Genomic DNA, 25,824 nt, shown 5'->3' with positions numbered 1-25,824 from the left:
GCCGTCAGTGACTCAGCGCTCACCCAGCCGCTTCACGAGCGCCTCGTGCACGGTCGGCGGCAGCAGGTGGGAGACGTCGCCGCCCCAGGTCGCCACCTCCTTGACCAGCGAGGACGACAGGAAGCTGTACGTCGGATTGGTGGGCACGAAGAGCGTCTCGACGCCGGAGAGGCCGTTGTTCATCTGGGCCATCTGCAGCTCGTAGTCGAAGTCGCTGACGGCCCGCAGGCCCTTCACGATCGCCGGGATCTCCCGCTGCTTGCAGAAGTCGACCAGCAGGCCGTGGAAGGACTCCACCTCGACGTTGCCGAAGTCGGCGGTGACCTCGCGGATCAGCTCGATCCGCTCGTCCACGGTGAACAGCCCCTTCTTGGACTGGTTGATCATCACCGCCACGTGTACCACGTCGTACAGCTTCGAGGCACGGCCAATGATGTCGAGATGTCCGTTGGTGATGGGGTCGAACGACCCCGGACAGACGGCGCGGCGCACTGTGATTCCCTCGCTCTCAGGTCCGGTCATCGTGCGTCTTCGCACGTAGCGGCGGCGCGACCGTACCAAAGCGTTCCCTCGCCGTAGCGACGGGACCGCAGTGGCTCGAATCCGGCGGGCCAGCCGAATTCTCCGCCCCGAGTGCCGCGTTCCACGGTGACGAGCACATCGTCGCTGAGCCACCCCTGAGCACGGAGTGTGAGCAGGATCTCGCGAAGATCGTCGTCGGTGACGGCGTACGGCGGGTCCAGGAAGACGATGTCGTACGGGTCGGCGGGCGCCGGTCCTGTCACGATCTGCTCGGCTTTGCCGGTGCGGACTTCCGCACCGGGGAGACCGAGGGTGCGGACGTTGTCGCGGACGGTGCGGACGGCCTTCGGGTCGGCCTCGACGAGCAGGGCGTGGACCGCGCCGCGGGAGAGCGCTTCGAGGCCGACGGCGCCGGATCCGGCGTACAGATCGGCGACCCTGGTCCCCTCCAGGGGGCCGAGCAGCGCTTCCCAGGTGGAGAAGAGGCCCTCGCGCGCACGGTCGGAGGTGGGGCGGGTGCCGGTGCCGGGCGGGACGGCCAGGCGGCGTCCGCCGGCCGAGCCGGCGATCACGCGGGTCATGGTTGTCGGGTCCTCGGGGTCGGGGGCGTACGGCGCACGGGCCGTCGGCGGTCGGTGTCGCGCGCTGTGCGCGTGCCGTGCGTCCACGATATGGCGTGCGGCCCGCACCGGCCCGACCGGCAGCACGCCCCGTGCCCTCACCCCTTGTCCAGATACTCCTCGCGGTCCTTGTCCAGGAGGGCGGCCAGCACCGTGCGCAGCTCCGGCAGGTGTTCCAGCTCGGGGTCGGCGGCGACGATCCGGGCGGCCTCCTCGCGGGCGGCGACGATCACCTCCTCGTCGTCGATGACGGTGAGCATCCGCAGCGATGAGCGCACTCCGGACTGGGCCTGGCCCAGCACATCGCCCTCGCGGCGCTGCTCCAGGTCGATGCGGGAGAGCTCGAAGCCGTCGAGGGTGGCGGCGACGGCGGAGAGCCGGGCGCGGGCGGGGCTCGCCTCGTGGGCCTCGCTGACCAGCAGGCAGAGGCCGGGGGCGGAGCCACGGCCGACGCGGCCGCGGAGCTGGTGGAGCTGGGAGACGCCGAAGCGGTCGGCGTCCATGATCACCATGGCGGTGGCGTTGGGGACGTTGACCCCGACCTCGATGACGGTGGTGGCGACCAGGACGTCGACGTCCCCGGCCGCGAAGCGGCGCATGACGTCGTCCTTCTCGTCGGGGTGCATCCTCCCGTGCAGCACCTCGACGCCCAGTCCGGCCAGCGCGCCCTTGCGCAGTTCGTCGGCGATCTCCAGGACGGCGAGCGGCGGGCGCTTCTCGGGGTCCTCGTCGGCGGCCGGCTTCTTGGCCTTCGCCTTCTTCCCGCTCTTGCCCTCCCCCTCTTCCGCGTCGTCGCCGATGCGGGGGCAGACGACGTACGCCTGGTGGCCTTTCTCGACCTCCTCGCGGACGCGTTCCCAGGCGCGGCTGAGGAAGTGCGGCTTGTCCTTGGCGGGGACGACGTGGCTGGCGATCGGGGAGCGGCCGGCCGGGAGCTGGTCCAGGACGGAGGTCTCCAGGTCGCCGAAGACGGTCATCGCGACCGTACGGGGGATGGGGGTGGCGGTCATGACGAGGAGGTGGGGCGGTTGTTTGCCCTTGGAGCGCAGGGCGTCGCGCTGTTCCACGCCGAAGCGGTGCTGCTCGTCGACCACGACCAGGCCGAGGTCGTGGAACTGGACCTTGTCCTCGATGAGGGCGTGGGTGCCGATGACGATGCCCGCCTCGCCGGTGACCAGGTCGAGCAGGGCCTGTCGGCGGGCAGCCATGCCCATGGACCCGGTGAGCAGGACGACTTTCGTCCCGCGGTCGGAGCCGCCGAGCATGCCGCCCTCGGCCAGCTCGCCCATCATCTCGGTGATCGAGCGGTGGTGCTGCTGGGCGAGGACCTCGGTGGGGGCGAGCATCGCGGCCTGGCCGCCGGCGTCGACCACGGTGAGCATGGCGCGCAGGGCCACCATCGTCTTCCCGCTGCCCACCTCTCCCTGGAGGAGGCGGTGCATCGGGTGCTCGGTGGCCAGGTCGTCGAAGATCTCCTTGCTGACCTTCTCCTGGCCCTCGGTGAGGGTGAAGGGCAGCTTGACGTCGAAGGCGTCCAGCAGGCCGTCCGCGACGGGGCGGCGGGCGACGGCGGGCAGTTGGGTGTCGGCGTACCGGCGGCGGGCCAGGGCGACCTGGAGGACGAACGCCTCGTCCCACTTGAGCCGGGCCCTGGCGTCCTCCACGTCCGCCTTCGTCTGCGGGCGGTGCGCCTTCAGCAGCGCCTCGGGCAGTGAGGTGAAGCCCCGGCCCTCGCGCAGGGAGGCGGGCAGCGGGTCCACCGCGTCCCGCGCGCTGGGCAGTACGGCGTCGACGGCCTTGGCGATCCGCCAGGAGTCGAGCTGCTTGCAGGCGGGGTAGATCGGCAGCAGCCGCCCGGCGAAGGCGTCCACGGCCTCGGTCGCCTCGTCGGCGTCGGAGGCGTCGAGCAGTTGGTATGTGGGGTGGGCGAGCTGCATCTTTCGGTTGAAGACGGAGACCTTGCCCGCGAACATCGCCTGGCGGCCGGGGAGCAGCTCCTTGTGCGGTTTGTGGACTCCGTGGCCGAAGAAGACCAGCTGGAGGCGGCCGCTGCCGTCGGTCAGGGTGACCTCCAGGCGTTTGCCCCGGCCGTTGTTGAACATCAGGATCCGGGCGTCGGCGACCTGGGCGAGCACCGTGACGTGCTCCTCCAGCGGGAGGTCGGCCAGCGCGGTCAGCTTGCCGCGCTCCTCGTACCGCCGCGGGTAGTGGTGCAGCAGATCACCGACCGTGTGCAGGTCGAGGTGTTCGGCCATCACCTTCGCGGTGGCTCCGCCGAGCAGCTTCTTGAGGGGTTCATCGAACGAGGACACGCGATCCATTGCACACCACGGCACTGACAGCTGTCCGCCGGGCGCGACCGTGCCGCGGATTCCCGGCTACTCGACGCCGATCAGCAGGGGGGCGCGCTGGTGCCCGCCCCGGTAGACGACGGTGTCCACGGCGAGGTAGCCCTCGCGCACGTGTTCCTCCAGCGCGTCGGCCAGCGAGTCGGGGACGTCCTCGCCGAGGACGAGGGTGACCAGCTCGCCGCCCGCCGCCAGCATCCGGTCGAGGACGGTGCGGGCGGTGGCCGGGACGTCGGCGCCGATCACGGCCACGTCGCCGTCGATCAGGCCGAGGATGTCCCCGGCCTGGCAGACCCCGGCCATGGTCCACGACTGGCGCTCCGCGACGGCCAGTTCGGCGTAGCGGGTGGCGCCGGCGGCGGCGGTCATGGCGACCACGTCCTCGTCGAAGCCCCGGTCGGGCTCGTGGACGGCGAGGGCGGCGATGCCCTGGACGGCGGCCCGGGTGGGGACGAGGGCGACCCGGACCCCCTCGGTCCTGGCCTGTTCGGCGGCCGCGGCGGCGGTGTGGCGCAGGGTCGCGTCGTTGGGCAGCAGCACCACCTCACGGGCGTGGGCGCGGCGGATGGCGTCGACCAGTTCGCCGCTGGCGGGCGGTTCGCCGGGGCGGGCGATCACGGTGGTGGCGCCGGCCTCGGTGCAGAGCCCGGCCAGTCCGTCGCCGGGGACCACGACGACGACGGCGCGCTGGGTGGGCTCGGCCTGGACGCGGAGGTCGTGGCCGCTCTCGGTGGCGAAGTGGGTGATCCGGATGCGGTACGGCCGCCCGGCCTCGACGCCCGCCTCCACGGCCGCCCCGGCGTCGTCGACGTGGACGTGGACGTGCCAGAGCCCGTCGCCGCCCACCACGACCAGGGAGTCGCCCAGCGCGTCGAGGCGGGTGCGCAGCCGGGTTACCTGCTCGTCACGGGCCTCCAGGAGGTAGATCACCTCGAACGCGGGCCCGGCGCCCCTGTTCTCGGGACAGTCCAGCGGGCCGGCCCCCGAAGGTCCTACGGGAGTGCCTCCCTCCACCGGCGTGCCGCCCACCGGCAGGCCCACCACGGAGCCGCCGTCCACGGGCGCGGGCGTCCTCCCCGGCCCGGTGCGGGGCCCCCGTGCCGGAGCCTGCCCGGTCACGGTCTCCACCAGCGCGCCCAGGACCGCGACCAGTCCCCGGCCCCCGGCGTCGACCACACCCGCCCGGCCGAGGACGGCGAGCTGCTCGGGCGTCTTCGCGAGGGCCGCGCGCGCTCCGCCGTACGCGGCGTGCACGACGGCGCACAGGTCCGGATCCTCGCCCGCGGCGGCCTCGGCGGCAGCGGTGGCGACGGTGAGCACGGTGCCCTCGACGGGGTGGGCGACGGCCCGGCGGGCGGCGTCGGCGGCCCGGGTGAGGGCGAGGCGCAGGTGAGCCGCGTCACCGCCGTCGGCAAGCACCCCGGCCATGCCGCGCAGCAGCTGGGCCAGGATGGTGCCGGAGTTCCCGCGGGCGCCGATCAGGGCGCCGTGCGCCATGGCGCGTACGGCGTCGGCGGTGGCGGGCGCGGTGGCTCCGGTCTCGTGCGCGGCGAACACCGCTTCGACGGCCGCGTGGGCGGACTCGACGGTCAGATAGAGATTGGTGCCGGTGTCCCCGTCGGCGATGGGATAGACGTTGATCGCGTCGATCTCCGCGCGCTCCCGGCCCAGGGCCTCCAGGGCCAGTGAGCACCACGTGCGCACCGCGACGGCGTTCAGATCGTCGGGGAGCTGCGGCACCGATGGTCCTCCTCGATCGGCCGTGGCGACGGACTGCACCGCAGGTTAGCCCGCCTGCCGGGGTTCCGGCCCGGACAGGGGGCGGGCGGGGCGGGGGACCGACCCGTGGTAGTTTCGTATCTCCGAAGCAGTCGTTGTATGCTGCTCCGGTTGCCCGATGAGAGTCGGGCCATTCCTCCGGTACCGCCACTTCAGTCAAATGATTCCGGCGCGCCGGATTTCACTGTAAGTGCATCTGAAGTCTTTGGAGTGACCCGTGGCTGCCAACTGCGACGTTTGCGGCAAGGGGCCGAGCTTCGGCAACAGCATTTCGCACTCGCACCGCCGTACGTCCCGTCGCTGGAATCCCAACATCCAGCGCGTGCGTGCCGTGGTCGGTCGGACGCCGAAGCGGCTCAACGTCTGCACCTCGTGCATCAAGGCCGGCAAGGTCGCGCGCTGACGTCCCCGTCGTAGCGCAGCCTGCCGGTTGCCCAAAAAGCCGGTCCACCTCGGTGGACCGGCTTTTTGCTGTGCTCAGGGGCTGATCAGGAAGCCGGATCGGCGGCCGGGCGGGTCCGCCAGCCGTGGTCGACGGGGCCGATGCCGCCGCCGAGCGGGAAACCGGCCTCGATCGCGCCGGTGACGTACGTCTTCGCGTCCCGTACCGCCGTGGGCACGTCCTTCCCGAGCGCGAGCCCGGAGGCGATGGCCGAGGCCAGGGTGCAGCCGGTGCCGTGGGTGTGGCGGTTGTCGTGCCGGGGGGCGCGCAGCCAGTGTTCCGCGCTCCCGTCGGTGAGCAGGTCCACCGCCTCACCGGGCAGGTGGCCGCCCTTGATCACGACCCAGCGCGGTCCGAAGGCGAGGATCTCGTCGGCGGCCCGGCGCATCCCGCTCTCGTCGGTGACCGTGACCCCGGTGAGCTGGGCCACTTCGTCGAGGTTCGGGGTGGCGACGGTGGCGACGGGCAGCAGCTTCGTCCGTACGGAATCGAGGGCTTCGGCGGCGAGCAGCGCGTCGCCGTGCTTGGAGACGCCGACCGGGTCGACGACGACGGGCGCGTCGGTCGTGGCGAGGAGTTCGGCGACGGTCTCCACGAGGGCGGTGGAGGAGAGCATTCCGGTCTTCACGGCCTGGACACCGATGTCGTCGACGACGCTGCGGTACTGGGCGCGTACGGCGTCCACCGGAAGCTCCCACGCGCCCTGGACGCCGAGGGAGTTCTGTGCGGTGACGGCGGTGAGCACGCTCATGCCGTGCACGCCGAGCGCGAGCATCGTCTTCAGATCGGCCTGGATCCCCGCACCGCCGCCGGAGTCGGATCCGGCGACGGTGAGCACACGGGGCGGTACAGCGGTACGTATGGGCATACGCAGCAATCTAATCCCCGCGCGCGGGTCCCCGGCTCACGCGCGGGGCGGGGTGTCCTCGATGGAGCCGAAGTGGTCCCAGCCGCCCTTGCTGGTCCAGGGCGCGCCGTCGACGGTGACCTGGGGCAGGGCGGAGGGGTTGAGGACCTCGCCGATCACCTTCCAGCGCGCGGGCAGTTTCACGTCCGGCGGGAAGGTCGCCACGATCGCGTGGTCCTCTCCCCCGGTCAGCACCCACTGGAGCGGGTCGACGCCGACGGCCTGGCCGATGTCGGACATCTGCGAGGGGATGTCGATGAGGCCGGAACGCAGGTCGATGCGGACCTTGCTGGACTCCGCGATGTGTCCGAGGTCCGCGACGAGGCCGTCGCTGACGTCGGTCATCGCGGTGGCGCCGAGCCCGGCGGCCGCGGGGCCCGCGTGGTACGGCGGTTCGGGACGGCGGTGGGCCTCGACGAAGGCGCGGGGCGAGCGGAAGCCGCGGGAGAGCACGGCGTACCCGGCGGCGGACCAGCCGAGCCAGCCGGTGACCGCGACGACGTCGCCGGGGCGGGCACCGCCCCGGGTGACCGGCTCGTGGTTGCGCAGGTCGCCGAGGGCGGTGATCGCGACGGTGATCGTGTCACCGCCGACCACATCGCCGCCGACCACGGCGGCGCCCGCAACCTGACACTCGTCGCGCAGCCCGTCCATCAGCTCGGCGGCCCAGGTGACGGGGAGGTCGGCGGGGACGACGAGGCCGAGGAGCAGCGCGGTGGGCACGGCGCCCATGGCCGCGATGTCGGCGAGGTTCTGGGCGGCGGCCTTGCGGCCGACGTCGTACGCCGTCGACCAGTCACGCCGGAAGTGCCGGCCTTCCAGCAGGATGTCCGTACTGGCCACGACCCTGCGGTCGGGCGCGGCCACGACCGCGGCGTCGTCGCCGGGCCCCAGCCGTACCGCCGGAGTGGTGGTGAGTCGGGACGTGAGCTCTCTGATGAGCCCGAACTCCCCCAACTCGCCCACGGTTCCCTTCACCGAGTCTCACCTCTCCTTTATCGCCCCGGACACCCGTCCGGGCCCCCGGTCGCGAGCCGTCTGTGCTGTCGGTACCGTCAAGAGATACGTCAACTTCTGCGCCCTGTACGCCACGCTGTGGACGCCATCCGGCCCGTAGGTCTCCCCGTGGCCCGTGGCAACGCGATAACGTGGCGTCCCTTTCCCCCACATGATCCTCGTGGCCGCCCTGGAGGTTCCGTGGTACAGGCGTACATCCTCATCCAGACCGAAGTGGGCAAGGCGTCGATCGTCGCCGAGACCATTTCCAAGATCCCGGGAGTCATCCAGGCAGAGGACGTCACCGGTCCGTACGACGTGATCGTGCGGGCCCAAGCAGACACGGTCGACGAACTCGGCCGCATGGTGGTCGCCAAGGTGCAGCAGGTGGACGGCATCACGCGAACCCTGACCTGCCCGGTCGTCCACCTCTGACCCCCGTCTAGGCTGGGCCGGTGACGTCATCCGCCCGCCGTTCCCCCCGCTCGATATTCCTCGGTCCGTCCGCTGCCGTGCTCGTGCTGGCCGCGGCGGGCTGTTCTCTCAGCGACGCTGGGCCCTCGATCACGGTTCCCACGCCGTCCTCCAAGGCCGCGGCGTACTGCGAGGCCCTGCACGAGGAACTGCCGAAGACCGTCCTCGAACTGGAACGCAGCGATCCCTCCCCGGATTCGGAGCTGACCGCCGGCTGGGGGGACGGGGCGATCGTACTGCGCTGCGGGGTCCCCCGGCCCGCCAAGATGGACGACCTCCAGTCACAGGGCGTCGAGGCGGACGGCGTGGGGTGGATGCTGGAGGAGCCCGAGGGCTCCGGTCCGCGGTTCACCACCACGTACCGCAAGGCGTACGTCGAGGTCACGCTGGACTCGACGTACGCCCACGACATCACGCCGCTGGCCGCGTTCGCCGGCCCGGTCTCCAAGACGGTACCGAGCAAGTTCTGAAGGCCGCCGGCTTCGTCAGCGCAGTCCGGTGGAGCGGCTCAACGCGGCCTGGATCAGCCGGTCGACGAGCTCCGGGTAGCTGACGCCGCTCTCCTGCCACATGCGCGGGTACATGGAGATCGGGGTGAAGCCCGGCAGGGTGTTGATCTCGTTGATGACGAAGGAGCCGTCCTCGGTGAGGAAGAAGTCGGCGCGCACCAGGCCCTCGCAGGAGACGGCGTCGAAGGCGGCGACGGCGAGCCGCTGGACCTCGGCGGTCTGCTCCTCGGTGAGCGGTGCGGGCACGAGCCCGGCGGCCGAGTCGATGTACTTGGCCTCGAAGTCGTAGAAGTCGTGTGCGGTGACCGGCGGGATCTCGGCGGGCACGCTGGCGCGCGGGCCGTCCTCGAACTCCAGCACCCCGCACTCGATCTCGCGGCCGCGCAGCAGCGACTCGACGAGGAACTTCGGGTCGTGGCGGCGGGCCTCCTCGATCGCCTCGTCGAGTCCGGTGAGGGCGTCGACCTTGGTGATGCCCATCGAGGAGCCGCCGCGGGCGGGCTTGATGAACAGCGGCCAGCCGTGCTCGCCGGCGAAGTCCACGATCCGCTTACGGGCGGCGGCGGGGTCGTTGTCCCACTCGCGGGGGCGCACGACCTCGTACGGTCCGACCGGCAGCCCGAAGGAGAGGAAGACGCGCTTCATGTACTCCTTGTCCTGGCCGACGGCGGAGGCGAGAACACCCGCGCCGACGTAGGGCACACCGGAGAGTTCGAGAAGCCCCTGGAGGGTGCCGTCCTCCCCGTACGGGCCGTGCAGCACGGGGAAGACGACGTCGACCTCGCCCAGCGCCTTGGGCACGGAGCCGGGTTCGCTGTAGAGGACCTCACGGCTGCCGGGGTCCACGGAGAGCACGACGCTGCCCTCGGCGGACTCGGTGAGCCGGTCCACGTCGGGAACCTGGCGGTCGGTGATGGCCATGCGTTCGGGCTCGTCGGCGGTGAGCGCCCAGCGGCCGTCCGTCGTGATGCCGATCGGCAGGATGTCGTACTTGGTCCGGTCGATGGCCTTCATGACGGCGCCGGCCGTGACGACCGAGATGCCGTGTTCGGAGCTGCGGCCGCCGAACACGACAGCCACGCGGGGCTTGCGGCGCTGCGGCACAGGGCTCTCGGCGCGCTCAGGGCTCTGGGGGAGGTTCTCGCTGCTCATATCGCGATGAGCGTACCTGCTGGTAAGGGAGACGTCAGCGTCGCTCGGCCTTGGCGCTCCGCGACATCAGCTCCTTGACGGCGACGACCGGGGACTTGCCTTCGTGGACGATCGAGACGACGGTCTCGGTGATGGGCATGTCGACCCCGTGCCTACGGGCCAGGTCGAGGACCGATTCGCAGGACTTGACGCCCTCGGCGGTCTGCTTGGTGACGGCGATCGTCTCCTGGAGCGTCATGCCGCGGCCGAGGTTGGTGCCGAAGGTGTGGTTGCGCGAGAGCGGCGAGGAGCAGGTGGCCACCAGGTCGCCCAGGCCCGCGAGTCCGGAGAACGTCAACGGGTCCGCGCCCATGGCCAGGCCCAGTCGGGTGGTCTCGGCGAGGCCCCGGGTGATGAGGGAGCCCTTCGTGTTGTCGCCGAGGCCCATGCCGTCCGCGATGCCGACGGCGAGGCCGATGACGTTCTTCACGGCGCCGCCGAGCTCGCAGCCGACCACGTCGGTGTTGGTGTACGGCCGGAAGTACGAGGTGTGGCAGGCGGCCTGGAGACGCTGGGCGACGGACTCGTCGGCGCACGCTACGACGGCCGCTGCGGGGCGTCGCTCGGCGATCTCCTTGGCCAGGTTGGGTCCCGACACGACCGCGATGCGGTCGGCGGAGACCTTGGTGACGTCCGCGATCACCTCGCTCATCAGCTCGGCGGTGCCCAGCTCGACGCCCTTCATCAGGGAGACCAGGACGGTCTCCGGCTCCAGGTGCGGGGCCCAGTCGGCGAGGTTGGCGCGCAGCGTCTGGGAGGGCACGACGAGGAACGCGAACTCCGCGCCGCGCAGGGCCTCGGCGGCGTCGGTGGTGGCGCGGATGGAGTCGGGGAGCGCGATGCCCGGGAGGTAGCCCGGGTTGGTGCGGGTGGTGTTGATGGTCTCGGCGACCTCGGCGCGGCGCCCCCAGAGGGTGACCTCGCAGCCCGCGTCGGCGAGGATCACGGCGAAGGCCGTACCCCATGAGCCGGTTCCGAAGACGGCTGCTTTTACGGGGTGCGTCACGTGGGTCCCTTTCCCTGGGCCCTGCGCCGTTGTTCAGCACGGGCTTTGCGGTGATCGTAGAGCTCGGCGGGCGCTTTCTCGCCGCGCAGGTCCTCCAGCTCGCGGGTGACCGCCGCCATGATGACCTCGGTCACCTCGCGGAGCACCTCGGGGGTCGGCTCCAGACCGTGGAAGCGGCTGAGGTCGACGGGCGGCCCGGCCTGCACCTGGAGCGTCTTGCGGGGGAACAGCCGGAACTTGTTCTCCTTGGCGTAGGGCGGCATCGCGAGGTTGGCGCCCCACTGGGCGACGGGGATGACGGGCGCCTTGGTCATCAGGGCGACCCGGGCGGCCCCGGTCTTGCCGGCCATCGGCCACATGTCGGGGTCGCGGGTGAGGGTGCCTTCGGGGTAGAAGGCGACGCACTCGCCGCGCTCGATGGCGTCGACGGCGGCCCGGAAGGCGTCCAGGGCGTTGGTGGTCTCGCGGTAGACGGGGATCTGGCCGGTGCCGCGCAGCATCATCCCGACGAACGGGGTGCGGAAGAGGGCGGCCTTCGCCAGGAGCCGCGGCACCCGCCCGGTGTTGTACTGGAAGTGGCCGTAGGAGAGCGGGTCAAGATAGGAGTTGTGATTGACGGCGGTGATGAATCCGCCGTCGGCCGGAATGTGTTCCATCCCCCGCCAGTCGCGCTTGAACAGAACCACCAATGGCGGCTTGGCGATGACCGCCGCCAGGCGGTACCAGAAGCCGATTCTGCGGCGGGGCACTCGGACACCTTCCTTAGGGATTTCGACGTGCGGCCTGGCTACCGAGGGTCAAGTCTCGCCCCAGGCCCCTGCTCTGTCGAGAACACCGTACGCCTCACGTTCGGTAGCGGACCTCCAGGTTGTCGTACCGGCAGGCGAGAATAAGTGCTGACGCGTACGGAGGGGGAGATCGCCACGAACACCGATCCGGCCGGGCCCTGGTCCCTGGTCGTTCCGCTGAAGCCGCTCGCACGGGCCAAGAGCCGCCTGGGGCAAGCGGCGGGCGATGCCGCGCGGCCCCGGCTGGCCCTGGCGTTCGCCCAGGACACGGTGGCCGCGGCGCTGGCCTGTCCCCTGGTGCGGGATGTGGTGGTCGTCACGGACGACGCCGTGGCCGCGGCGGCTCTTTCCGCGCTCGGGGCGCGCATCGTGCCGGACACTCCGGGGGCCGGGCTCAACGCCGCGCTCGCGCACGGCGCACGCTCCGTGCGGGCCCTGCGGCCCGCCTCCCCGGTGGCCGCGCTCAACGCGGATCTGCCGGCACTGCGCACCGAAGAATTGGCGCGGGTGCTCGATTTTGCTTCCGCTTTTCCCAGCGCTTTTCTCCGGGACGCGGCGGGAATCGGAACGACATTTCTGGCCGCCGCGGGCGGTGCGGAATTCCGTCCGGCTTTCGGCGGTCCGTCCGGGGCCCGGCACCTGGCGTCGGGGGCGGCGGAAATAGCGCTGTCCGGCGTCGACTCGGTGCGCCGGGACGTGGATACGGGCGAGGATCTGCGGGTCGCCCTGGCCCTGGGGGTGGGGCCGCACACAGCGCGGATCACGGCCGCTGCCGCCCCGTCCGGTGACCGATAGGCTGCCGCCCATGCAGGCGACCTCGTACACGTACGACCCCGAGACCCGCAGCGGCAGCGTGCTGCTGGACGACGGCACCCCGGTGGACTTCGACGCCCCGGCCTTCGACGCGGGCGGTCTGCTGCTGCTGCGTCCGGGGCAGCGGGTGCGGATCGAGGGCGAGGGTGTGGGAGCGGACCTGCGGATCACGCTGGTGACGCTGCAGACGTTCTGACCCCGCCCCGACCGGAGCGGGACCGCTGGGCCGAACGGGGCCCGCAAAGCCCGCGGGCCGGGCTCCCCCGGAGGGGAGCCCGGCCCGGCGCGTTGTGATGAGCGAGCGGGTGCCCGGTCTCACTTCTTGCGTGCGGTGGCCTTCTTGGCCGTGGTCGTGCGCGCCGTGGTCTTCTTCGCGGGCGCCTTCTTCGCCGTGGTCTTCTTGGCGGGCGCGGTCTTGCTGGGCGAGGCCTTCTTGGCGGTCGTCGCGGCCTTCTTCGCCGGAGTCGCCTTCTTGGCTGCCGCGGAGGCCTTCTTGGCCGTCGCGGTGGTCTTCTTCGCGGTGACCTTCTTGGCTGCGGCGGTGGTCTTCGCCGGAGTCGCCTTCTTGGCGGTGGTCTTCTTCGCGGTGGCCTTCTTGGCGGCCGACTTCTTGGCGGCGGCGGCCTTCACCGTCGTACGGGCGGCGGAGGAGCCGCCCGAGAGGCTGCCCTTGGGGGCCTTCTTGACGGCCACGTCGTTCTTGGGGAGCTTCTTCGAGCCGCTCACCAGGTCCTTGAAACCCTGGCCCGCGCGGAAGCGGGGCACCGAGGTCTTCTTGACCCGGACGCGCTCACCCGTCTGCGGGTTGCGGGCGTACCGGGCGGGGCGGTCGACCTTCTCGAACGAGCCGAAGCCGGTGACCGAGACACGGTCCCCGGCCACAACGGCACGGACGATCGCGTCGAGTACCGCGTCGACAGCGTCTGCGGCCTGCTGACGGCCGCCGACCTTGTCGGCAATCGCTTCTACGAGCTGCGCCTTGTTCACGTCTTCCCCTTCGGAGACATTGCCAGAACGAAAGTGTTCAAGCTTTTTCGCACGTTAGGCAGATATATACCGCAAATCAAACACGAAACGGGCTAATCACCCTAGTGCCGCAACGAAGTCGACCGATGCGCAGTTCCACGTGTCAGTCACCTTCGGGGAATCGGCCCTCATCGAGGTCCTTCATCATCCGGTCCAGACGCCTTGCCGCGTCCGGGAGATCGTGCTTCGCCGCGGCCGTGACGACCAGCAGCTTCCGGGCCAGCGCCATCCGTACGCTCTCCGGGACTTGCAGTGCACGCACCTTCGCGTGCGCTTCCTTCAATCGGTCGGCGACTTGGCCATAGAGCTTGAGTTGGCTGTCGCGTTCCATGCACCGATTGTGCCATCTGGGGCGAGTTGTCGCCCGACGGGGTCTCAACAAGCGACTGCGCCCCCTGCCGGGAGGCAGGGGGCGCAGTCCTGGAAAAGCGCTGCTCAGGCGGCAATGGTACGCGGCTTGAAGGCGGGCCTGGCCGCCTCGTACGCGGCGATGTCCGCTTCGTTCTGAAGGGTGAGGCTGATGTCGTCGAGGCCGTTGAGCAGTCGCCAGCGGGCGTTCTCGTCGAGTTCGAAGTCGGCGGTGATGCTCCCGGCGCGGACCTGGCGCGCCTCCAGGTCGACGGTCACCTCGACGGTGGGGTCGGCCTCCGTCAGCTCCGAGAGCGCGTCGACGACGTCCTGCTCCAGAACCACGGTGAGCAGCCCGTTCTTCAGCGAGTTGCCCCGGAAGATGTCGGCGAAGCGGGAGGAGACGACGGCCTTGAAGCCGTAGTTCTGCAGGGCCCAGACCGCGTGTTCGCGGGAGGAGCCCGTACCGAAGTCGGGGCCGGCGACCAGGACCGAGGCGCCCTGGCGCTCGGGGCGGTTGAGGACGAAGTTCTCGTCCTTGCGCCAGGCTTCGAAGAGCCCGTCCTCGAACCCGTCGCGGGTGACCTTCTTCAGCCAGTGCGCGGGGATGATCTGGTCGGTGTCGACGTTGCTGCGGCGCAGCGGAACGGCCCGGCCGGTGTGCGTGGTGAATGCTTCCATGGCTATCGGACTCCGGCGGGGGTACGGGTGTCGGACAGGTCGGCGGGCGAGGCCAGATGGCCCAGCACGGCGGTGGCGGCGGCGACCTGGGGCGAGACCAGGTGGGTACGGCCACCCTTGCCCTGCCGTCCCTCGAAGTTGCGGTTCGAGGTGGAGGCGGAGCGCTCGCCGGGGGCCAGCTGGTCGGGGTTCATGCCGAGACACATCGAACAACCCGCGTGCCGCCATTCGGCGCCGGCCTCGGTGAAGACCTTGTCCAGGCCCTCGGAGACGGCCTGGAGCGCGACCCTGACCGAGCCGGGGACGACCAGCATCCGTACGCCGTCCGCGACTTTGCGGCCGTCCAGGATCGACGCCGCGTTGCGCAGGTCCTCGATCCGGCCGTTGGTGCACGAACCTACGAAGACCGTGTCGACGTTGATGTCACGCAGCGGCTGTCCCGCGGTCAACCCCATGTACTCCAGGGCCTTTTCGGCGGCGTGGCGCTCCGAGGCGTCCTCGTACGAAGCCGGGTCGGGGACGTTGGCCGACAGGGGCGCGCCCTGGCCGGGGTTGGTGCCCCAGGTGACGAACGGGGCCAGTTCGGCGGCGTTGATGACGACCTCGGCGTCGAACACCACGTCGTCGTCGGAGCGCAGGGTCTTCCAGTACGCGACGGCGGCGTCCCAGTCCTCGCCCTCGGGGGCGTGGTCGCGGCCCTTGAGATAGTCGAAGGTGGTGGCGTCGGGGGCGATCATGCCCGCGCGGGCGCCGGCCTCGATCGACATGTTGCAGATGGTCATCCTGGCCTCCATCGAGAGCTTCTCGATGGCGGAGCCGCGGTATTCGAGGATGTAGCCCTGGCCGCCGCCGGTGCCGATCCGGGCGATGATCGCCAGGATCAGGTCCTTCGCGGTGACCTCGTCGGGCAGTTCGCCCTCGACCGTGATGGCCATGGTCTTCGGGCGGGCCAGCGGCAGCGTCTGGGTGGCGAGGACGTGCTCCACCTGGCTGGTGCCGATGCCGAACGCCAGCGCGCCGAACGCGCCGTGCGTGGAGGTGTGGGAGTCGCCGCAGACCACGGTGGTGCCGGGCTGGGTCAGCCCCAGCTGCGGGCCGACCACGTGCACCACACCCTGCTCGACGTCGCCCAGCGGGTGCAGCCGGACGCCGAAGTCCGCGCAGTTCTTGCGCAGGGTCTCCAGCTGGATGCGCGAGACCGGGTCCGCGATCGGCTTGTCGATGTCGAGGGTCGGGGTGTTGTGGTCCTCGGTGGCGATGGTGAGGTCGAGGCGCCGCACCGGACGTCCGGCCTTGCGCAGCCCGTCGAAGGCCTGCGGGCTGGTCACCTCGTGCAGCAGGTGCAGATCGATGAAGAGGAGGTCGGGCTCGCCCTCCGCGCGTCGGACGACGTGGTCGTCCCAGACCTTCTCCGCGAGTGTCCTACCCATCGCTTTCCCTCCGGCCGGCGTCTTCGCCGGCCCAACTAGAGATTCGGTGCGCCTCCGTCCTGACCCCCGTGCGGGGCGGTGGCTACGAGCCGTTGTGCGGCCGCCCGTACAGGTTCGCAACTTCCGCCGAAAATTGAACTTGCGTTTCACAGAGTGAGACGGGAGTATCGTCGTATGGACAACTCTAGCGGCGTCGGCGTTCTCGACAAGGCAGCTCTGGTATTGAGCGCCCTGGAGTCCGGTCCGGCCACCCTCGCCGGGCTGGTCGCGGCGACCGGGCTCGCACGGCCCACGGCCCATCGGCTGGCCGTGGCACTGGAACACCACCGGATGGTGGCGAGGGACATGCAGGGCCGGTTCATTCTCGGCCCCCGGCTGTCGGAACTGGCAGCCGCGGCGGGCGAGGACCGCCTGCTGGCCACGGCCGGACCGGTGCTCACCCACCTGCGCGACATCACCGGCGAGAGCGCGCAGCTCTACCGCCGGCAGGGCGACATGCGTATCTGCGTGGCCGCGGCGGAACGGCTGTCCGGGCTCCGGGACACGGTGCCGGTCGGCTCGACCCTCACGATGAAGGCGGGTTCCTCCGCCCAGATCCTGATGGCCTGGGAGGAGCCGGAGCGTCTGCACCGGGGGCTCCAGGGCGCCAGGTTCACGGCGACGGCGCTCTCCGGCGTACGGCGGCGGGGCTGGGCCCAGTCGATCGGCGAGCGGGAGCCGGGCGTCGCCTCGGTCTCGGCGCCGGTGCGCGGCCCGTCGAACCGGGTGGTCGCCGCGGTCTCGGTCTCCGGGCCGATCGAGCGGCTGACCCGCCACCCCGGCCGGATGCACGCCCAGGCGGTCATCGACTCGGCGGCACGGCTGAGCGAGGCACTGCGCCGCACGGGCTGACGCCGCACACCCACTTCCTCGTGACCGAACTTCCCGAAGGCCGCCCCAGCGTCGTGGCGGCCCTTTTCCTTTCCTGGGCTCCCCCACAGGGCGCAACTACAGTGCCGGGCGGGCGACTTGGCACGGGGCATCCCGCTCCGGACAAGCCGGAAGGCCCTCCACCGAAGTGAAGGGCCTTCCTGTACCGCTCTGTTGTACCCCCGACCGGATTCGAACCGGCGCTACTGCCGTGAGAGGGCAGCGTGCTAGGCCGCTACACAACGGGGGCGTGATTACTGCTGACTTGCGCTGGGCTACCAGGACTCGAACCTAGAATGACGGTACCAGAAACCGTAGTGTTGCCAATTACACCATAGCCCATGGTGTGACAAGTACCCCCGACCGGATTCGAACCGGCGCTACTGCCGTGAGAGGGCAGCGTGCTAGGCCGCTACACAACGGGGGCCCTAGCGATCCTGCATCGAGAGCGATGGGTGCGACCCATGATGTTCTCGCGGGAAGGATCTGTACCCCCGACCGGATTCGAACCGGCGCTACTGCCGTGAGAGGGCAGCGTGCTAGGCCGCTACACAACGGGGGCTTGTCCTGCTGATCTTGCTCGTACTGCTTGGTCTTGCGCTGGGCTACCAGGACTCGAACCTAGAATGACGGTACCAGAAACCGTAGTGTTGCCAATTACACCATAGCCCACTGAAACGCAACCCCTGGTGAGGGTTTCATCTCTGTCTGCGCTTCCCGGCCGGATCTTTTCGGCCCGCTCGGGCGGCGCAGAAAGAACATTACCCGAAGGTGTCCGGCGCTCCAAAACGGGTATGGCCCGCCAGCAGACCGGGGAGCTGGTCGAGCCCGGTGATCGTCACGAGATCCGGCCTCCCGCCGCTACTTCGCCGGTCGAGCCAGATACCGGTCAGCCCGGCGGCGACGGCTCCGGCGGCGTCGATGTCGGGCTCGTTGCCGACGTACGCCACCTCGTGCGGCTCCAGTGCGAGCGCCTCGCAGGCCGCGTGGAAGGCGCCGGCCTCCGGCTTGGCGATCCCCAGCTCGACCGCGCAGACCATCGCTTCGAAGCGGTCCCGGATGCCGAGCGCGGTCAGCTTGTGCTGCTGGTGGTCGGTGTTGGCGTTGGACAGGATTCCGTGGCGGTAGTCACGGGCCAGCAGGTCGAGCACCGGCAGGACGTCCGGGAAGAGCGCCCAGGCGGCCTCGTAGTGGGCGGCGTGACGGCCGAACCACGCCTCGGCCTCGGCATCCTCCAGATCGCGGGAGAGGAACTCCCGCACCCGGTCCCGCCGCTGTCCTCGGAAGTCGGTCTCACCGGCGGTCATCCGGGTCCAGTGCCGAACGCTCAGCGCCTTCCAGGCGTCGAGGGCCACCTCCACCGAGGCGTACGCCTCGGGCAGCCCCTCACGCTCCAGGTGCTGCCGCATACCGGTGCGGTCGGCATGCGCGTAGTCGAAGATCGTGTCGTCGATGTCCCAGAGCACGGCGCGGATCGGCATGGATCTCACGGTAGCCGCAGGTGGTCGGCCGAGGAGGCGAAAAGGCCGAGGAGGGCCGCAGCCGGTCGGCTGCGGCCCTCCTCGGGGTGACCTGTCGCTTACACGGTCAGCTTCGCCAGCGCGGCGTCCACCCGGGCCAGGCTCCTGTCGCGGCCCAGGATCTCCAAGGACTCGAAGAGCGGCAGGCCGACGGTGCGGCCGGTGACGGCGACGCGAACCGGGGCCTGCGCCTTGCCGAGCTTGAGACCGTGGGCCTCGCCGGCGGTGAGGACAGCGTTCTTCAGGGACTCCGGGTCGCTCCAGTCGGCCGCTTCCAGGTTGGCGCGGGCCGTGGTGAGCAGGGCCGCCGGGTCGCCCTTCATCGCCTTGGTCCAGGACTCCTCGTCCTCCACCGGCTCGTCGAGGAAGAGGAAGTCGACGTTGTCGGTGATGTCGGAGAGCACCGTGACCCGGGTCTGGGCGTACGGAGCGATCCGCGTCCACTTCTCCGCGTCGAACGCCTCCGGGGCCCAGGGGGCGAAGGGGGCCCGCAGCCAGGGGCCGCAGGCCTCGGTGAAGGCCTTCACATCCAGCATGCGGATGTGCTCGGCGTTGATGTGCTCGCACTTCTTGAGGTCGAAGCGGGCCGGGTTGGCGTTGACGTCCTTGATGTCGAACGCGGCGACCAGCTCGTCCATCGAGAAGATGTCGCGGTCCTCGGCGATCGACCAGCCCAGCAGCGAGAGGTAGTTCAGCAGCCCCTCGGGGAGGAAGCCGCGCTCGCGGTAGAGGTTGAGCGAGGCCTGCGGGTCACGCTTGGAGAGCTTCTTGTTGCCCTCGCCCATGACGTACGGCAGGTGGCCGAAGGCGGGGGTGTCCTTGGCGATGCCCAGCTCGATGAGCGCCCGGTACAGGGCGATCTGGCGCGGGGTGGAGGAGAGCAGGTCCTCGCCGCGCAGGACGTGGGTGATCTCCATCAGCGCGTCGTCGACCGGGTTGACCAGCGTGTAGAGCGGGGCCCCGTTGGCGCGGACGATGCCGTAGTCCGGGACGTTCTCCGGCTGGACGGTGATGTCGCCGCGGACCAGGTCGGTGAAGGTGATGGCCTCGTCGGGCATCCGGAAGCGGACGATCGAGCTGCGGCCCTCGGCCTCGTACGCGCTCTTCTGCCCGGCGGAGAGGTCGCGGCAGTGGCCGTCGTAACCGGACGGCTTCCCGGCGGCGCGGGCGGCGTCGCGGCGGGTGTCCAGCTCCTCGGTGGTGCAGTAGCAGGGGTAGGCGTACCCGGCGGCGAGCAGCTTCTCGGCGACGTCCTTGTACAGGTCCATCCGCTGCGACTGGCGGTAGGGGGCGTGCGGGCCGCCGATCTCGGGGCCCTCGTCCCAGTCCAGGCCCAGCCAGCGCATCGAGTCGAGCAGCTGCTGGTAGGACTCCTCCGAGTCGCGCGCCGCGTCGGTGTCCTCGATCCGGAAGACCAGGGTGCCCTGGTGGTGCCGGGCGAAGGCCCAGTTGAAGAGCGCCGTCCGGACCAGGCCCACGTGCGGGTTGCCGGTCGGGGAGGGACAGAAACGTACGCGGACTGGTGCCGCTGGTGCGTTAGCCACGCTTGATCACCTTGTTGGTGAGAGTGCCGATGCCTTCGATGGTGACGGCGACCTCGTCGCCGATGTGCAGGGGGCCGACCCCTGCGGGGGTGCCCGTGAGGATCACGTCGCCCGGGAGCAGCGTCATGGCCTCCGTGATGTGGACGATCAGGTCCTCGATGGAGCGGACCATGTCGCTGGTGCGGCCGAGCTGTCGCTGCTCGCCGTTGACCGTCGCCTGGATGGTGAGGTCGTGGGGGTCCACCTCGGTCTCCACCCAGGGGCCCAGCGGGCAGGAGGTGTCGAAGCCCTTGGCGCGGGCCCACTGCTTCTCGCGCTGCTGCACATCACGGGCGGTGACGTCGTTGGCGCAGGTGTAGCCGAGGATGACGTCCTTGACCCGCTCGCGGGGGACCTCGCGGCACATACGGCCGATGACCACGGCCAGCTCGGCCTCGTGGTGCAGCTCGTTGGAGAAGGAGGGGTACTCGATCGCGTCGCCGGAGCCGATCACCGAGGTGGTGGGCTTGAAGAAGGTGATCGGCGCGTCGGGGACCTCGTGGCCGAGTTCGGCGGCGTGCTCCGCGTAGTTGCGGCCGATGGCCACGACCTTGTTGGGGAGCACGGGGGGCAGCAGCCGGACCTTGTTCAGCGGGACCTTGGTGCCCGAGAGCTCGAAGTCGGCGTACGGAATGCCCTTGATGATGTCGAGGACGAGGTCACCGGATTCCACGGTGCCCTGCCCCTCGACGGCGCCGAAGGCGACATTGCCGTCGATGGAGAACCTGGCGATGCGCACGGGATGCTGTCGCCCCTCACTTGCTGGCTGACTGAAGACTGACGCTCCAGGCTAACGCCGATGAGGGGGGACAGCCGCGCGCACTGCGGGGGCCCTACTGGGCGGCCGTGACCGGGGCTTCCATCAGGATGGTGCGGCGCGGGTTGGCCGTCACGGTCGGGAGGTCGGCGGCGTGCTCCGGCTGGGGGGGCGTCCTCAGCGCTTCGGCGTCCTTGAGGTGCGCCAGCGTGGTGCGCCGGGGGTTGGCAATGTTGCGGAACATCGTCGTCGTCTTCATCTGCCGTCAGGACCCTGTCGGTGAGGGCGTCGCTCGTCGCGGCGCCGGCTTGTCGGATTCGCCATCCCTGTAAAGCGTCAGGCTAAACATCCGATTCCCCGCCGGAGCCGGGATGAGGCGACGATCATCATGTGAGTTTGCTCACGAACTAATCGACAATTGACCTATTACGGACAGCTGACCTTGATCCACAAAACGGACAATGCATCACTGAATCCACCATTCCGCTCCTGATCATCGCGTCTGGGACACCCCCCTCCCCTAGGTGAATTCTCCGCAATGGTCCGCTTTATCCACGATCACCCTCCACCGCTTGTCACCCGCCCATCACAACGTGTCACGCAGGTCACAGCCCGGTACACGGCCCTTGTTGGAGATCCTGCACTGTGCTGGAATTCCACGCACCGCCGCGGGTTTCAGGCCGGCGCGCAGGGGCGCAACGCAGCGCCGAGTGGCGGCGGGAGGGGGAAGTACGCCGGTCACTCATACGACCACCCATGGGGCGCGTCCAGCGCCCCACGACGCCGACACCGTTCTTGTCCGCACACGCGGGCGGGACGCCTGGTCCAGAGGTTGCGACGCTAGTGCAGGGACGTTTCAAGAGGGATGGCAGCGCTCCGGCGGAACAGGAGCCGCGCGGCGGGACCGACCGCGGTTCCTCGCCCCAGCACGCCCAGAACCCCGGGCCGGCCGCTGCCGGCGACAACAGCGACCGCGCGCAGGGCTCGGGCTCCACGACGAGCGGCGGCGCGGAGCCGAACACGCCCGCACAACCGCGCGGCCCGGTCGACACGGGTTCGCGCATAGCGCTCCGTAACTGGCGCATCAGCACGCGACTGGTCTCGCTCCTCGCCCTCCCCGTGGTCGCCGCGACCAGCCTGGGCGGTCTGCGGATCAACGAGTCCATGAACGACAGCCAGCAGCTGCAGCACATGCAGCTGCTGACCATGATGACCAAGCAGGCGACCTCGCTCGCCCAGGCGCTGCAGGTGGAGCGCGACCAGTCGGCCGGTCCGCTGTCCAACAAGTCCAAGCCCACCGACTACAAGGTCACCGGGCCCCGGGACAAGACCGACCGGGCCAAGGACGCCTTCCTCGGCGAGACCGACGCGATCGGCGACACCGAGGGCGACGAGTCGCTGGAGAGCATCCACGCGAGCATCGGGTCGATCGCCTCCCAGCTCGGCACCATCCGCACGATCCGCAAGACGGCGTACGACGAGGGCACCCCGAGTCTCAACACGATCGACCAGTACAACCAGCTGATCACCTCGCTGCTGAGCCTTTCGCAGGACATGGCTCAGGCGACCAGCAACCCGGACATGATCAAGCGGACCCGGGCCCTGGCGGCGTTCTCCTCCGCCAAGGAGTACGCCTCGGTCCAGCGCGCGGTCATCGCCGCCGCGCTCCCGGGCGGGTCGGTCAAGGAGCCGCACCTCAACCCGAACGACCGGCAGTTCGGTGAGAACGCGCTCGCCAAGGAAGCCCGCGCCCTCACCTCGTTCAAGCAGATCTACTCGACGACCGGGCAGAGCGCCGAAGAGCTCATGGCGCCCCTGGACAGCGGCAACCCGGAGATCAACGCCGGGAACATGTACGCCAAGCGGATCCTGACCACCACGAACGGGATCGAGGGCAAGCAGGTCCGGTCGTACCTGGACTGGTACGACCAGAGCACCATCAAGATCAAGGCCATGGAGACGATCGAGGCCACCCTCCTCAGCGACATGGAGGCCAAGGCCCGCGAGCTGCGCCAGGCCTCCCAGCGCGAGGCGATCATCAACGGTGCGGTCATCCTCATCGTGCTCGGCGTCTCGCTCGTCGGCGCATTCGTGGTGGCCCGCTCCATGATCCGTTCGCTGCGGCGTCTGCAGGACACCGCCACCCGGGTCGCCCAGGACCGGCTGCCCGAGCTCGTCAAGCAGCTCTCCGAGACCGACCCGCAGGACGTCGACACCTCCGTCGAGTCCGTCGGCGTGCACTCCCGGGACGAGATCGGCCAGGTGGCCGCGGCCTTCGACGACGTGCACCGTGAGGCTGTCCGCCTCGCCGCCGAGCAGGCCCTCCTCCGGGGCAACGTCAACGCGATGTTCACCAACCTCTCGCGCCGCTCCCAGGGCCTCATCCAGCGCCAGCTCTCGCTCATCTCCGAGCTGGAGTCCCGCGAGGCCGACCCGGACCAGCTGTCCTCGCTCTTCAAGCTCGACCACCTCGCGACCCGTATGCGCCGTAACGGCGAGAACCTCCTCGTCCTCGCGGGCGAGGAGCCGGGACGCCGTTGGACCCGGCCCGTCCCGCTGGTCGACGTGCTCCGCGCCGCCGCCTCCGAGGTGGAGCAGTACGAGCGCATCGAGCTGACCGCGGTGCCCGCCACCGAGGTCGCCGGCCGGGTCGTCAACGACCTCGTGCACCTGCTCGCCGAGCTGCTGGAGAACGCGACGTCGTTCTCCTCGCCGCAGACGAAGGTCAAGGTCACCGGCCACGCGCTGCCCGACGGCCGTGTGCTCGTCGAGATCCACGACACCGGCATCGGCCTCTCCCCCGAGGACCTCGCCGCGATCAACGAGCGGCTCGCGCAGCCGCCCACCGTGGACGTCTCCGTCTCCCGCCGCATGGGTCTGTTCGTGGTCGGCCGGCTGTCGCTGCGTCACGGCATCCGGATCCAGCTGCGCCCCTCCGACTCCGGCGGTACGACCGCACTGGTCATGCTGCCCGTCGACGTCGCGCACGGCGGCAAGCAGCCCCCGTCCAAGCAGGGCCCCGGACAGCAGCCCGGCGCCCCGGGCGGTCTGCTCGCGGGCAATGGGAACGGCGCCGGCAACGGTCAGCGCGCGGGCCTGGGCGGCGGACCGGCCGGTCCGGGCGCCAAGAGCCTCGGCGGTGGACCGGGCGCCCAGCGCGGCCAGGTCGGCGCGGGCGCGGGCCCCCGGGCGGCGCTGCCGGCCCGGGACACCGGTGCCGGCCGTCCTCAGGGCCCTCAGGGCGGCGGCCAGCCGAACAACGGCGGACCCGGCCAGGACTTCCCCGGTCAGGGTCCGGCGCCCCAGCGCCAGGGCGGCGGCCTCTCCGGCGCCTTCGGCAACAGCGCCCGGCTCGGTGCCCGCGGCGGCCAGGGCGGCCCGCAGGGCGAGGCCCCGGGCCGGGGTGACGCGACCAACCTGTTCGGGCACGGCGCTCCGCCCTCCCCCGGGCAGAACGGGCGCCCGGGTCAGTTCGCACCGCCGAACCAGCAGAACCCGTCCGGCTGGCAGAACCAGTCGAACCAGCAGAACCAGCAGGGCCCGGGAGCGCAGCCCCAGGGCCGTCAGGAGCAGAGCGGCCCCGCCCAGGGCGGCTTCCAGCAGTCCGGTGGCCCCGGCCGTCAGCTGCCGCCGCCCGGTGGACCGCGTGCGGAGCTGCCCGGGGGCAACCCGCAGCCGCAGCGGCCGACGACCCCCAGCTGGGGCGCGGACACGCCGCGCGGTCACGAGGAGCACGACGCGACCGGGCAGTTCGCCCGTCCGGCGGACCTCGGCCAGGACCGGTCGTTCAACGCCCCGCTGAACCAGCGGCCGTCGGACGACCGCCAGGGCCCCGGCGCCACCTCCGAGTTCGCCCGGCCCGACTTCTCGGCGCCGGGGGCTCCCCAGGACCGGTCGTATCCGCAGGGCGCTCCGCAGGGCCAGGACCCGGCGAGCACCGCGCAGTTCGCGCGGCCCGACTTCGGTGTCCCGCAGCAGCCGGACCAGAACCAGCTGGGCCAGGGGCAGTACGACCAGGGTCAGCAGCTGCCCGCGCCGCGTCAGCGCGGCGCGGAGGGCGATGACTTCGGTGCGCCGCTGCCGTCCGTCTCCCCGGCGGGCGAGGCCCCGCCGTACCGTCCCGCGCTGCCGCAGCAGTCCCGGCAGCCGGAGGCCCTGCCGCCGGCCGGTCCCGGGGACGGCCGTACGCCGCTGTACGACACCCTGGAGACGAACTGGTTCCACGGTCCGGGCCAGGGCGGCCAGCAGCCGCCCGCCGAACCGCAGGCGCCGGCCGCTCCGGACTCCTCCGATGTGCCGGTCCCGCCCATGCCTCGGCGTGGTGCGGCCGACCCCTCGGTCACCAGCTCGTGGCGGGCCTCGCCCAACGACGAGCTCGTACGCCAGGCCGAACGGGTCAAGAAGCCCGCCGCCGGCGGGGTCACCACTTCCGGGCTGCCCCGCCGTGTTCCCCGCGCCAATTTGGTTCCGGGGACCGCACAGCAGCAGAATCACCAGTCCGGACCACAGGTTTCGCGCGCGCCCGATGACGTGCGCGGTCGTCTGACCAATCTCCGCCGGGGCATCCAGCAGGGTCGGCAGGCCAACAACGGCCCGCAGACCGGCAGTATCCATCTCGGCCCCACTCACCAGCAGGAGCGTTAGTTGAGCCCCATGAGTCAGGCCGCGCAGAATCTGAACTGGCTGATCACCAACTTCGTGGACAACACCCCAGGCGTTTCCCACACGGTGGTGGTCTCCGCGGATGGCCTGCTGCTGGCGATGTCCGAAGGTTTCCCGCGCGACCGCGCCGACCAGCTCGCGGCGGTCGCGTCGGGTCTCACCTCGCTGACCGCGGGTGCGTCCCGGATCTTCGAGGGCGGCGCCGTCAGTCAGACGGTTGTGGAGATGGAGAGGGGATTCCTCTTCCTCATGTCCATCTCCGACGGTTCGTCACTGGCCGTTCTGGCCCACCCGGACGCCGACATCGGTCTGGTCGGGTACGAAATGGCCCTCCTGGTCGACCGTGCGGGCACCGTCCTCACGCCCGACCTCCGCGCCGAACTCCAAGGAAGTCTGCTCCACTAGGCGGCCATCCAGCGGATTCACGACACGATCCCCCCAGGTAATGCCCATAACCCTCACCCGTCAGGCCGCTTTAGTCCCCTCACCGGCCCCTTGCAGACGGCAAGCCGA

At 70.6% G+C, this 25,824-nt stretch carries 25 protein-coding genes and 5 tRNA genes; 8 read left to right on the top strand and 22 right to left on the bottom strand.

Annotated features, from left to right (window positions below; genetic code table 11):
- Window positions 1–12 precede the first annotated feature (12 nt).
- The 4 genes from coaD to AB0F29_RS12925 all read right to left on the bottom strand — a co-directional run bounded on the left by coaD (window position 13) and on the right by AB0F29_RS12925 (window position 5,230).
- Window positions 13–492: a pantetheine-phosphate adenylyltransferase gene (gene coaD / locus AB0F29_RS12940; RefSeq protein ID WP_007448181.1), complete on the bottom strand. Its 480-nt coding sequence runs from the start codon at window positions 490–492 to the stop codon at window positions 13–15.
- Window positions 493–518: 26 nt separating this feature from the next.
- Window positions 519–1,103 carry a 16S rRNA (guanine(966)-N(2))-methyltransferase RsmD gene (gene rsmD / locus AB0F29_RS12935; protein WP_361870836.1) on the bottom strand — a complete coding sequence of 195 codons (585 nt, stop codon included), beginning with the start codon at window positions 1,101–1,103 and terminating at the stop codon, window positions 519–521.
- Window positions 1,104–1,240: 137 nt separating this feature from the next.
- Window positions 1,241–3,463: an ATP-dependent DNA helicase RecG gene (recG, locus tag AB0F29_RS12930; RefSeq protein ID WP_361870833.1), complete on the bottom strand. Its 2,223-nt coding sequence runs from the start codon at window positions 3,461–3,463 to the stop codon at window positions 1,241–1,243.
- A gap of 57 nt (window positions 3,464–3,520) precedes the next feature.
- Window positions 3,521–5,230 carry a DAK2 domain-containing protein gene (locus AB0F29_RS12925; RefSeq protein ID WP_361870831.1) on the bottom strand — a complete coding sequence of 570 codons (1,710 nt, stop codon included), beginning with the start codon at window positions 5,228–5,230 and terminating at the stop codon, window positions 3,521–3,523.
- A gap of 256 nt (window positions 5,231–5,486) precedes the next feature.
- On the opposite strand from AB0F29_RS12925, the gene rpmB reads away from it, so the two are divergent.
- Window positions 5,487–5,672, top strand: coding sequence for a 50S ribosomal protein L28 (rpmB, locus tag AB0F29_RS12920; RefSeq protein WP_003965989.1), 186 nt, complete (start codon window positions 5,487–5,489; stop codon window positions 5,670–5,672).
- An 85-nt stretch (window positions 5,673–5,757) separates the two neighbouring features.
- Here the strand turns inward: rpmB and thiD are convergent, their stop codons facing one another.
- Window positions 5,758–6,579: a bifunctional hydroxymethylpyrimidine kinase/phosphomethylpyrimidine kinase gene (gene thiD, locus AB0F29_RS12915; protein WP_361870828.1), complete on the bottom strand. Its 822-nt coding sequence runs from the start codon at window positions 6,577–6,579 to the stop codon at window positions 5,758–5,760.
- A 36-nt stretch (window positions 6,580–6,615) separates the two neighbouring features.
- Window positions 6,616–7,596, bottom strand: coding sequence for a thiamine-phosphate kinase (locus AB0F29_RS12910; protein WP_265599080.1), 981 nt, complete (start codon window positions 7,594–7,596; stop codon window positions 6,616–6,618).
- A gap of 219 nt (window positions 7,597–7,815) precedes the next feature.
- Here AB0F29_RS12910 and AB0F29_RS12905 point away from each other — a divergent pair, with 219 nt between their 5' ends.
- Both AB0F29_RS12905 and AB0F29_RS12900 read left to right on the top strand, forming a co-directional pair.
- Entirely contained in the window at window positions 7,816–8,049 is a 234-nt protein-coding gene (locus tag AB0F29_RS12905; RefSeq protein ID WP_006127869.1) for an Lrp/AsnC ligand binding domain-containing protein, read from the top strand.
- Window positions 8,050–8,069: 20 nt separating this feature from the next.
- Window positions 8,070–8,558, top strand: coding sequence for a DUF3515 domain-containing protein (locus AB0F29_RS12900; RefSeq protein ID WP_361870826.1), 489 nt, complete (start codon window positions 8,070–8,072; stop codon window positions 8,556–8,558).
- A 15-nt stretch (window positions 8,559–8,573) separates the two neighbouring features.
- Here AB0F29_RS12900 and AB0F29_RS12895 read toward each other — a convergent pair whose 3' ends face one another.
- The 3 genes from AB0F29_RS12895 to AB0F29_RS12885 are packed head-to-tail and all read right to left on the bottom strand — an operon-like array spanning window position 8,574 to window position 11,543.
- Complete coding sequence (locus AB0F29_RS12895; protein ID WP_361870824.1) at window positions 8,574–9,749, bottom strand: D-alanine--D-alanine ligase family protein; 1,176 nt, start codon at window positions 9,747–9,749, stop codon at window positions 8,574–8,576.
- A gap of 34 nt (window positions 9,750–9,783) precedes the next feature.
- Window positions 9,784–10,794 carry an NAD(P)H-dependent glycerol-3-phosphate dehydrogenase gene (locus tag AB0F29_RS12890; protein WP_361870821.1) on the bottom strand — a complete coding sequence of 337 codons (1,011 nt, stop codon included), beginning with the start codon at window positions 10,792–10,794 and terminating at the stop codon, window positions 9,784–9,786.
- Complete coding sequence (locus AB0F29_RS12885; RefSeq protein WP_361870819.1) at window positions 10,791–11,543, bottom strand: lysophospholipid acyltransferase family protein; 753 nt, start codon at window positions 11,541–11,543, stop codon at window positions 10,791–10,793. Before AB0F29_RS12885 ends, AB0F29_RS12890 begins: the two co-directional genes overlap by 4 nt.
- A gap of 147 nt (window positions 11,544–11,690) precedes the next feature.
- Here AB0F29_RS12885 and cofC point away from each other — a divergent pair, with 147 nt between their 5' ends.
- Both cofC and AB0F29_RS12875 read left to right on the top strand, forming a co-directional pair.
- Window positions 11,691–12,377, top strand: coding sequence for a 2-phospho-L-lactate guanylyltransferase (gene cofC, locus AB0F29_RS12880; RefSeq protein ID WP_361871148.1), 687 nt, complete (start codon window positions 11,691–11,693; stop codon window positions 12,375–12,377).
- Window positions 12,378–12,387: 10 nt separating this feature from the next.
- Window positions 12,388–12,591, top strand: coding sequence for a hypothetical protein (locus AB0F29_RS12875; RefSeq protein WP_361870817.1), 204 nt, complete (start codon window positions 12,388–12,390; stop codon window positions 12,589–12,591).
- A 119-nt stretch (window positions 12,592–12,710) separates the two neighbouring features.
- On the opposite strand, the gene AB0F29_RS12870 is transcribed toward AB0F29_RS12875, so the two are convergent.
- The 4 genes from AB0F29_RS12870 to leuC all read right to left on the bottom strand — a co-directional run bounded on the left by AB0F29_RS12870 (window position 12,711) and on the right by leuC (window position 15,880).
- Entirely contained in the window at window positions 12,711–13,382 is a 672-nt protein-coding gene (locus AB0F29_RS12870) for an HU family DNA-binding protein (RefSeq protein ID WP_265599086.1), read from the bottom strand.
- Window positions 13,383–13,524: 142 nt separating this feature from the next.
- The gene (locus tag AB0F29_RS12865; RefSeq protein ID WP_361870814.1) at window positions 13,525–13,752 is read right to left on the bottom strand and encodes a hypothetical protein; all 228 of its coding nucleotides are present in this window, start codon (window positions 13,750–13,752) and stop codon (window positions 13,525–13,527) included.
- A gap of 104 nt (window positions 13,753–13,856) precedes the next feature.
- A complete protein-coding gene (gene leuD, locus AB0F29_RS12860) occupies window positions 13,857–14,450 on the bottom strand; it encodes a 3-isopropylmalate dehydratase small subunit (protein ID WP_361870812.1) in 594 nt (197 codons plus the stop codon).
- A gap of 2 nt (window positions 14,451–14,452) precedes the next feature.
- Window positions 14,453–15,880: a 3-isopropylmalate dehydratase large subunit gene (gene leuC / locus AB0F29_RS12855; protein ID WP_361870811.1), complete on the bottom strand. Its 1,428-nt coding sequence runs from the start codon at window positions 15,878–15,880 to the stop codon at window positions 14,453–14,455.
- Between the two features lie 174 nt (window positions 15,881–16,054).
- Here leuC and ndgR point away from each other — a divergent pair, with 174 nt between their 5' ends.
- Entirely contained in the window at window positions 16,055–16,771 is a 717-nt protein-coding gene (ndgR, locus tag AB0F29_RS12850) for an IclR family transcriptional regulator NdgR (RefSeq protein ID WP_003966003.1), read from the top strand.
- A gap of 195 nt (window positions 16,772–16,966) precedes the next feature.
- On the opposite strand, the gene AB0F29_RS12845 is transcribed toward ndgR, so the two are convergent.
- The 9 genes from AB0F29_RS12845 to AB0F29_RS12805 form a co-directional block, all read right to left on the bottom strand.
- Window positions 16,967–17,039: transfer RNA gene (locus tag AB0F29_RS12845), tRNA-Glu, on the bottom strand.
- A gap of 20 nt (window positions 17,040–17,059) precedes the next feature.
- A tRNA-Gln gene (locus AB0F29_RS12840) sits at window positions 17,060–17,131 on the bottom strand.
- 12 nt (window positions 17,132–17,143) lie between these two features.
- Window positions 17,144–17,216: transfer RNA gene (locus AB0F29_RS12835), tRNA-Glu, on the bottom strand.
- 62 nt (window positions 17,217–17,278) lie between these two features.
- A tRNA-Glu gene (locus AB0F29_RS12830) sits at window positions 17,279–17,351 on the bottom strand.
- 38 nt (window positions 17,352–17,389) lie between these two features.
- Window positions 17,390–17,461: transfer RNA gene (locus AB0F29_RS12825), tRNA-Gln, on the bottom strand.
- Window positions 17,462–17,550: 89 nt separating this feature from the next.
- A complete protein-coding gene (locus AB0F29_RS12820; protein ID WP_361870808.1) occupies window positions 17,551–18,270 on the bottom strand; it encodes an HAD family hydrolase in 720 nt (239 codons plus the stop codon).
- Between the two features lie 98 nt (window positions 18,271–18,368).
- Window positions 18,369–19,853 (bottom strand): glutamate--tRNA ligase, encoded by a 1,485-nt coding sequence (gene gltX, locus AB0F29_RS12815; protein WP_361870805.1) that lies wholly within the window; start codon window positions 19,851–19,853, stop codon window positions 18,369–18,371.
- Window positions 19,846–20,631: a fumarylacetoacetate hydrolase family protein gene (locus AB0F29_RS12810; RefSeq protein ID WP_361870803.1), complete on the bottom strand. Its 786-nt coding sequence runs from the start codon at window positions 20,629–20,631 to the stop codon at window positions 19,846–19,848. Before AB0F29_RS12810 ends, gltX begins: the two co-directional genes overlap by 8 nt.
- A 94-nt stretch (window positions 20,632–20,725) precedes the next feature.
- On the bottom strand, window positions 20,726–20,908 hold the full coding sequence (locus tag AB0F29_RS12805) for a hypothetical protein (RefSeq protein WP_361326304.1): 183 nt from the start codon (window positions 20,906–20,908) through the stop codon (window positions 20,726–20,728).
- A 584-nt stretch (window positions 20,909–21,492) separates the two neighbouring features.
- Here AB0F29_RS12805 and AB0F29_RS12800 point away from each other — a divergent pair.
- Together AB0F29_RS12800 and AB0F29_RS12795 are read left to right on the top strand one after the other, a co-directional pair.
- Window positions 21,493–25,293 carry a nitrate- and nitrite sensing domain-containing protein gene (locus tag AB0F29_RS12800; RefSeq protein ID WP_361870800.1) on the top strand — a complete coding sequence of 1,267 codons (3,801 nt, stop codon included), beginning with the start codon at window positions 21,493–21,495 and terminating at the stop codon, window positions 25,291–25,293.
- Entirely contained in the window at window positions 25,294–25,716 is a 423-nt protein-coding gene (locus AB0F29_RS12795) for a roadblock/LC7 domain-containing protein (protein ID WP_003966009.1), read from the top strand. It begins immediately after the preceding gene.
- Window positions 25,717–25,824 lie beyond the last annotated feature (108 nt).

The sequence above is a fragment of the Streptomyces sp. NPDC026589 genome (genome assembly GCF_040638385.1).
GTDB lineage: Bacteria > Actinomycetota > Actinomycetes > Streptomycetales > Streptomycetaceae > Streptomyces.
This window is presented reverse-complemented; position numbering and strand designations above follow the sequence as displayed.